A 6,821-nucleotide genomic window follows, 5' to 3' on the forward strand; every position below is an offset into this window, starting at 1 on the left:
GTGGCCTCGACGGTGCGCTGCCCCAACTCCCGGCCGACTTCGTCGACCGCCACGAAAGTATGCGTCCGCTTGTGCACATCGACACCAACAACAACCATGGAGGCTGCCTCCTTCACTGAAGATGCGAGGACGGCTGGGGCCGGTCGGCGGACACATCTCAGTCGGGGCGATGCCACGCTCCTATCAAGTCACGCCGGCCGGTCCTGCACACCCGATGCCGGCAAAACGCATGCTCATCAGCCCAAAAGGGCGACACCGACGGTACGAGCCAGACACCGGGTGCTCAGGATCCAACCACCGCGAAGCGGCAACCTCACCCTGACACTGAGACGACGGTATGTCATCAAATATGGCTTCGCCTACGGACCGGGGCCGACAATTCCGGTCACTTGCGGCGGCGCTGTGGACAACTCGGCCGATTGAACGGCCCATTCAATCGCCCCCGGGGGGACCCCCGATTTCCACGCTACTCCGCGGGACCGACGGAAACGGTGCGTGGAGCTGAGACCTGTGGGGCTGTGCTTGACCTCTACTTATCTGGAGGTCGCACGGTGGTGGGGTGAGCAATGAGGACGAGGCGGCGATCCGCGCGATCGTCGCCGATGTGCAGACCGCGTTCAACACCAAGGACGCGAAGCTGATGAACGCGCACTTCGCGGACGACGCGTCGGTGGTCACCGCGATGGGCAAGCGGATCGTGGGGATCGACGCGCTGCGCGAGGCGGCTGAACAGGGCATGGCGGGGGCGTTGCGGGACGAGTACGTCCGCTACGACGTGACCGACATCCGGTTCGTCCGGCCGGACGTCGCGCTCGCGTACAAGCAGGCGACCGCGACGAACGCGAATGGGGAGCCGATCGAGCTGGACCACTCGATGGTCGCGCTGTACGTGCTGGTGAAGGACGAGGGCCGGTGGCTGATCACCGCGCGGCAGAACACGCTGGTGCCGCACTGACGGAGGTCGGCCTCCGGCCCCCGATCACCAGCCTACGGACCGGGGCGGACAATTCCGGTCACTTGCGCAGGGCTGTGGACAACTCGGCCGATTGAACGGCCCATTCAATCGCCCCCGGGGGGAACCCCCGATTTCAACGCTACTCCGCGGGACCGACAGAAACGGTGCGTGGAGCTGAGAGTTGTGGGGGCGGCACACCACGAATGCGGCCCCGGTTCGGGCGGGAACCGGGGCCGCATTCGGTGGGACCGTCGTCAGTGGACGACCGCCTTCTCCGCGCCCGCGCCGGTCAGCGAGCGGACCTCCATCTCGGCGTACTTGGCCTCGTTGCGCTCCTTCGAGAGCACCGTGCCCACGTAGCCGAGCAGGAACGCCGCCGGGATCGACACGATGCCCGGGTTGGCCAGCGGGAACCAGGCGAAGTCGACCGACGGGAACATCGACTTCTCGCCACCGGAGACGGCCGGCGAGAAGACGATCAGGATCACGCAGATCGCCAGGCCGCCGTAGATGCTCCACAGCGCGCCACTGGTGTTGAACCGCTTCCAGAACAGCGAGTACAGGATCGTCGGCAGGTTGGCCGAGGCCGCGACCGCGAACGCCAGCGCCACGAGGAATGCGATGTTCTGACCATTGGCCGCGATGCCACCGATGATCGCCAGCGCGCCGATGACGAGCGCGGTGATACGAGCGACCCGGACCTCCGCGGCCTTGTCGTCGGCCGCACCCTTCTTGATGATGTTGGCGTAGATGTCGTGTGCGAACGACGCCGACGCCGTGATCGTCAGGCCGGCGACCACCGCCAGGATCGTCGCGAAGGCGACCGCGGCGATGATGCCGAGCAGCACGGTGCCGCCCAGCGCGTACGCCAGCAGCGGCGCGGCGGAGTTCTGGCCGCCGGGTGCCGCGGTGATCACGTCGGCACCAACCAGCGCGCCCGCGCCGTAGCCGAGCACGAGGGTGAACAGGTAGAAGATGCCGATCAGCCAGATCGCCCACACGACGGACTTCCGCGCCTCCTTGGCGCTCGGCACCGTGTAGAAGCGCATCAGGATGTGCGGCAGGCCGGCGGTGCCGAACACCAGCGCGAGTGCCAGCGAGACGAAGTCGAGCTTGCTGGTGCCGGTGGCGCCGTAGAGGCCACCCGGGTTCAGCAGCGCCTCGCCCGCGTCGCCCGCGCGCTCGACCGCGCCGCCGAGCAGGTCGGACAGGTTGAAGCCGTACTTGCCCAGCACCCACAGGAACATCACTGCGGCGCCGATGATCAGCATGGCCGCCTTGATGATCTGCACCCAGGTGGTACCGCGCATGCCGCCGATGATCACGTACAGGATCATGATCGCGCCGACCACCGCGATCACGGCGGCCTGGCCGGCCTTGTTCGTGACGCCGAGCAGCAGGGCGACCAGCCCGCCCGCGCCGGCCATCTGGGCCAGCAGGTAGAAGAACGACACGACCAGCGTCGAGGTCGCCGACGCCGCGCGGACCTGGCGCTGCCGCATGCGGAAGCTCAGGACGTCGCCCATCGTGTAGCGGCCGGTGTTGCGCAGCAACTCGGCGACCAGCAGCAGCGCGACCAGCCACGCCACGAGGAAGCCGATGGAGTAGAGGAAGCCGTCGTAGCCGGCGACGGCGATCGAGCCGGCGATGCCGAGGAACGACGCGGCCGACATGTAGTCACCGGAGATCGCGATGCCGTTCTGCGCGCCGGTGAACGAGTGGCCGGCCGCGTAGTAGTCGACGGCGGTCCGCGAGCTGCGGCTGACACGGAACACGATCACCAGCGTGATCACGACGAAGACGGCGAAGATGCCGATGTTCAGTGCGGCGTTGCTGCCTTCGATGCCCTGGGCGAGGTTCATCGGACGCCCCCCTCGGTGTCGGTGGCGACCGGGGAGGTCTCGCCCTCGATGTCGTGGCGGATCTTGTCGGCGAGCGGGTCGATCTTGCGGTTCGTGAACCGGACGTACAGACCGGTGATCAGGAACGTGGACACGAACTGCAACAAGCCGAAGACGAGTGCGACGTTGATGTTGCCCCAGAGCTTCGTGGACATGAAGTCGTGCGCGTACGACGACATCACCACGTAGAGCATGTACCAAACGAGGAACGCCACGGTCATGGGGAACACCCAGCCGCGCAGCCGGCGGCGAAGCTCACGGAACTCCGCGCTCTGCTGAATCTCGGCCCAATCGACGCCCGGTGTAGGTGGCGGGGTCTGATCGGTGGAACTCACGATGCCTCCTGGAGGAACGGTCCAAGAAGTGAAATTCGTTCCAAATGACCTTAGAAAGAACGCTGCAAGCGCAAAATCGTCTGCGGTCCAACCGCTCAGCCATGCGACGAACGGCTGACGAACGGTCCGGTTCGGGGGTCGAGTGGCCTAGGTCACAGTTTCGTTGCGAAGCGCGCGGAGGCGGTCGGCGGGGGTCGTGAGGCGGTCCTCGTTGAGGTGCAGGCGCAGCATGGCGGTGCGCGACCAGCTCGGGGGCCGGCCGCGGCTCGACACGACGATCATCGTCAGGAAGGCGAGCGGGACCGACCAGGGCGCGGGCTGCGCGACGAGGATCGCGAGCCAGCCGTTGACCGGCAGGCCCCAGAGCGTGCCGGCGAGTGCGCCGCTGGAGGCGAGGAGTCCGACGAGCACGCCGGTCATCGCGCCGGCGACGGTGAGCCGGGACCACCAGATGCCGAGGACGAGCAGCGGGCAGAACGTGGACGCCGCGACCGTGAACGCCCAGGTGACGAGGATGCCGGCGTCGAGCCGGATCGCTTGCAGGGCAAGGAGGACCACGACCGCGGCGACCGCGACCACGGTGAAGCGGAGCCGGCCGAGGCCGCCGGGCAGCAGGTCGTAGGAGATCGCGCCGGAGACGACGAGCACGAGGCCGAGCGAGGTGGCGAGGAACGCGGCGAACGCGCCGCCGGTGAGCAGCGCGGTGAAGGCGTCGCCGGGCCAGCCCGCGTCGACCTGTGCGGGCAGTGCGACGACGGCGATGTCGGTGGCACCGGAGAGGTAGAGCTGCGGGACGAGCACGCGGCCGAGGACGCCGTAGATACCCGGGAACAGGTAGAAGACGCTGAGCAGCGCGACCGTGAAGGCGGCCGTGCGGCGGGCGGCGCGACCGTCGGGGCTGGTGTGGAAGCGCATGATCACGTGGGGCAGGCCCATGGTGCCGAGGGCGAGCGCGATGACGAGTGCCCAGGTGCCGAGCAGCGGGTGGCCGGCGTCCTGCAGGTCGAGCAGCGGCCGTTCCCAGCCCGGGCCGCCGGGCCGGGCCTCGCCGGTGACCTCGGGGACGTCCTCGCCGGCGGGGAAGGTGACCGAGCTGCCCTGCGGGACGGCCCAGGTGCCCTCCTTCGTCTCGCTGGTCTGTCCTATACGGACGGTGGTGGGCTCGGCGAACGTGAGCGTGGTGCCGACGCGGAACATGACTCGCGTGTCGCGGTCGAACCGGGTGAACTCGACCGGGTGAACGGCCTCGTCGCGGACCTGCGGGCCCACTTGGATGAGGAGCCAGACGGCCGGGACGATGAAGAGGAAGAGCTTGAGGACGAACTGGAAGGCCTGGACGTAGGTGGCGGCACGCATGCCACCGAGGGCGAGCGTGACGGCGACGCCGGTGCCGGCGATGACGACGCCGACCCAGTAGGGGCTGTCGCTGACGGCGCTGAGGACGAGGCCGGCGGTCCGGAACTGAGGGACGAGGTAGAGGCCGCCGATGACGAGGATTACGACGGCGGTGGTTCGTCGCAGGGCGGGCGAGGCGAGGCGGGCCTCGGCGAAGTCGGGGACGGTGAGGGCGCCGGAGCGGCGCATGGGAGCGGCGACGAGGACGAGCATGGCGATGTAGCCGGCGGTGAAGCCGACCGGGTACCAGAGGGAGCCGATGCCGTCCTTGACGACGAGCCCAGCGACGCCGAGGAAGCTCGCGGCGGAGAGGTACTCGCCGGACACCGCGGCGGAGTTGAGGAGCGGGCTCACCCGCCGGCTGGCGACGAGGAAGTCGGACGTGGTGCGCATGGCGGCCACACCGCGGAGTCCGATGAGGAGGGTCACGAGCACGACGGGCGCGACCGCGAAGGCGATGATCACGTTCCCGCGCCCCGCCGGCCTCGCGCGCGCACGCGCGTGCAGAACGTAAGAAACGTAGCCCCCGCCCTCTCCGGGGGCACCCCTCGTGACGTCAGTTTATCGAAGGTCGCCGGTGGAGAGGGCGGCGTCGTGTCTGTTGTGGACAAGTTGGTGGGTTGTGGACAACTGGTCATGGGGTGTCGTCCTCGGCGTGTTCGGCTCGGCGGAGTTGCCAGCCGGCGAGGAGGGCCAGGGCCGGGTACGGGAGGACCGCCAGCGCCAGCCAGGACACCGGGATGCCCAGCAGGCGCAGGTCGTCCAGGCCGGGGAACAGGGCGAAGACCAGTGGCAGGCCGAGCATTCCCGCGAACAGCAGCACCAGCGGGGCGATCGCCAGCCGCTTCTGCGCCGTGTACAGCTCCGCCGCGCGGTCGGCGCCCGCCGGGTCCAGCTTCGGCACCCGCCAGCGGCCCCGCAGGCGCCGGCGGGAGTGGGCCAGGCGGGTCTGCGGGCTCATCACCGCGACCCGCTTGTGGCCCGGCATCACAACCGCCGTTCGGAGCGGTCCAGCTGGCCGGCTCGGGCCGCGGCCAGCAGGCGGTCGCGCAGGTCCCGGGCGTGCCTGCGGCTCACCGGGACGTCGCCGAGGTCCGTGTGTGCCAGCAGGCCGCCGACCGAGTCGCTGCGCAGCTCGCGGACCGCGTCCAGCGCCACCAGGAAGCCCCGGTGCACGCGCACGAAACCCGCCGGGCCCCAGTACTCCTCCAGCCGCGAGATCGGCATCCGCACCACGTGCACGCCCGATATCGCGTGCAGGCGGACGTAGTCCCCGTGTGCCTCGACGAAGCTCACCTCGACGCGGCGCACGTACCGGGTCCGGCCCGCGGTCTCGACCGGTAGCGCCGCCATCGCGTCCGGCAGCTGCTCGGGCGCCGGGCCGGCCGCCGGGAGCACGCGGTTGATCCGGGCCAGCGCGTCCGCGAGGCGTTCGGCGCGGATCGGTTTCAGCAGGTAGTCCACCGCGCCGATGCCGAACGCCGCCACCGCGTGCTGCTCGTACGCCGTGACGAACACGATCGCCGGCGGGTCGGAGAGCTTCTTCAGCAGGGAAGCCAGCTCCAGACCGTCCAGGCCCGGCATCGAGATGTCGAGGAACACCGCGTCGAACCTGCCGTTCTGGATCATCCGCAGCGCCGACAGCGGGTCGCCCGCCCCGGACACCTCCGACACGGTGGGCGACTCGCGCAGCAGCCGGCACAGCTCGTCCAGCGCGGCCGCGACATCGTCGACGGCCAGGACCCTCATCCCGGCATCACCCCCGGCTGGAATCGCGGGATGCGCACGACCACCCGCGTCCCCTCACCGGGCGCGGTCTCCACCACGAGCCCGTACCACGAGCCGTAGACGTTCCGCAGCCGTCTGTCCACATTGGCCAGACCGACGCTGTCCGTGCCACCCCGGCCGGCGAGGATCTCCTCGGCCAGCGCCGGGTCCATGCCGAGCCCGTCGTCCTCGACGCCGATCACGCAGTCGTTGCCCTCGGCCTCGCCGCGCACCATGACGTGGCCCGTGCCCGCGCGCGGCTCGATGCCGTGCCGGATCGCGTTTTCCACCAACGGCTGCAGCACCAGGTACGGCAGCGCCACGGCCAGCACCGCAAGCTCTCTCACCCCGGCATCACCCCCGGCTGGAACCGCGGGATGCGCACGACGACGCGCGTGCCCTCGCCCGGCGCGGTCTCGACCACGAGGCCGTACCAGGCGCCGTAGACGTTCCGCAGTCGTCTGTCCA

The 6,821-nt window shown here is 69.6% G+C and carries 6 protein-coding genes and 3 pseudogenes; 1 reads left to right on the forward strand and 8 read right to left on the reverse strand.

Annotated features, from left to right (window positions below):
• Positions 1 to 116: pseudogene (locus tag VH969_RS15995) on the reverse strand (IS110 family transposase); the annotation flags it as partial.
• A gap of 443 nt (positions 117 to 559) precedes the next feature.
• Here VH969_RS15995 and VH969_RS16000 point away from each other — a divergent pair.
• Entirely contained in the window at positions 560 to 955 is a 396-nt protein-coding gene (locus VH969_RS16000; RefSeq protein WP_331974836.1) for an SgcJ/EcaC family oxidoreductase, read from the forward strand.
• Between the two features lie 254 nt (positions 956 to 1,209).
• On the opposite strand, the gene VH969_RS16005 is transcribed toward VH969_RS16000, so the two are convergent.
• The 7 genes and pseudogenes from VH969_RS16005 to VH969_RS34655 all read right to left on the reverse strand — a co-directional run.
• Complete coding sequence (locus VH969_RS16005) at positions 1,210 to 2,817, reverse strand: monocarboxylic acid transporter (RefSeq protein ID WP_331974838.1); 1,608 nt, start codon at positions 2,815 to 2,817, stop codon at positions 1,210 to 1,212.
• Positions 2,814 to 3,191 carry a DUF485 domain-containing protein gene (locus tag VH969_RS16010; RefSeq protein ID WP_331974840.1) on the reverse strand — a complete coding sequence of 126 codons (378 nt, stop codon included), beginning with the start codon at positions 3,189 to 3,191 and terminating at the stop codon, positions 2,814 to 2,816. The genes VH969_RS16005 and VH969_RS16010 overlap by 4 nt, the downstream gene beginning before the upstream one ends.
• Before the next feature lie 147 nt (positions 3,192 to 3,338).
• Positions 3,339 to 5,051 carry a sodium/solute symporter gene (locus VH969_RS16015; protein WP_331974842.1) on the reverse strand — a complete coding sequence of 571 codons (1,713 nt, stop codon included), beginning with the start codon at positions 5,049 to 5,051 and terminating at the stop codon, positions 3,339 to 3,341.
• 169 nt (positions 5,052 to 5,220) lie between these two features.
• The gene (locus tag VH969_RS16020; RefSeq protein WP_331974844.1) at positions 5,221 to 5,574 is read right to left on the reverse strand and encodes a hypothetical protein; all 354 of its coding nucleotides are present in this window, start codon (positions 5,572 to 5,574) and stop codon (positions 5,221 to 5,223) included.
• Positions 5,574 to 6,335 (reverse strand): LytR/AlgR family response regulator transcription factor, encoded by a 762-nt coding sequence (locus VH969_RS16025; RefSeq protein WP_331974846.1) that lies wholly within the window; start codon positions 6,333 to 6,335, stop codon positions 5,574 to 5,576. The genes VH969_RS16020 and VH969_RS16025 overlap by 1 nt, the downstream gene beginning before the upstream one ends.
• A pseudogene (locus VH969_RS16030) lies at positions 6,332 to 6,685 on the reverse strand (sensor histidine kinase); the annotation flags it as partial. The pseudogene VH969_RS16030 and the gene VH969_RS16025, both read right to left, overlap by 4 nt.
• An 11-nt stretch (positions 6,686 to 6,696) precedes the next feature.
• Positions 6,697 to 6,821 (reverse strand): annotated as a pseudogene (locus tag VH969_RS34655) (sensor histidine kinase); the annotation flags it as partial.

This window comes from Actinophytocola sp., assembly GCF_036555685.1.
In the GTDB taxonomy this organism is placed as follows: domain Bacteria; phylum Actinomycetota; class Actinomycetes; order Mycobacteriales; family Pseudonocardiaceae; genus Actinophytocola.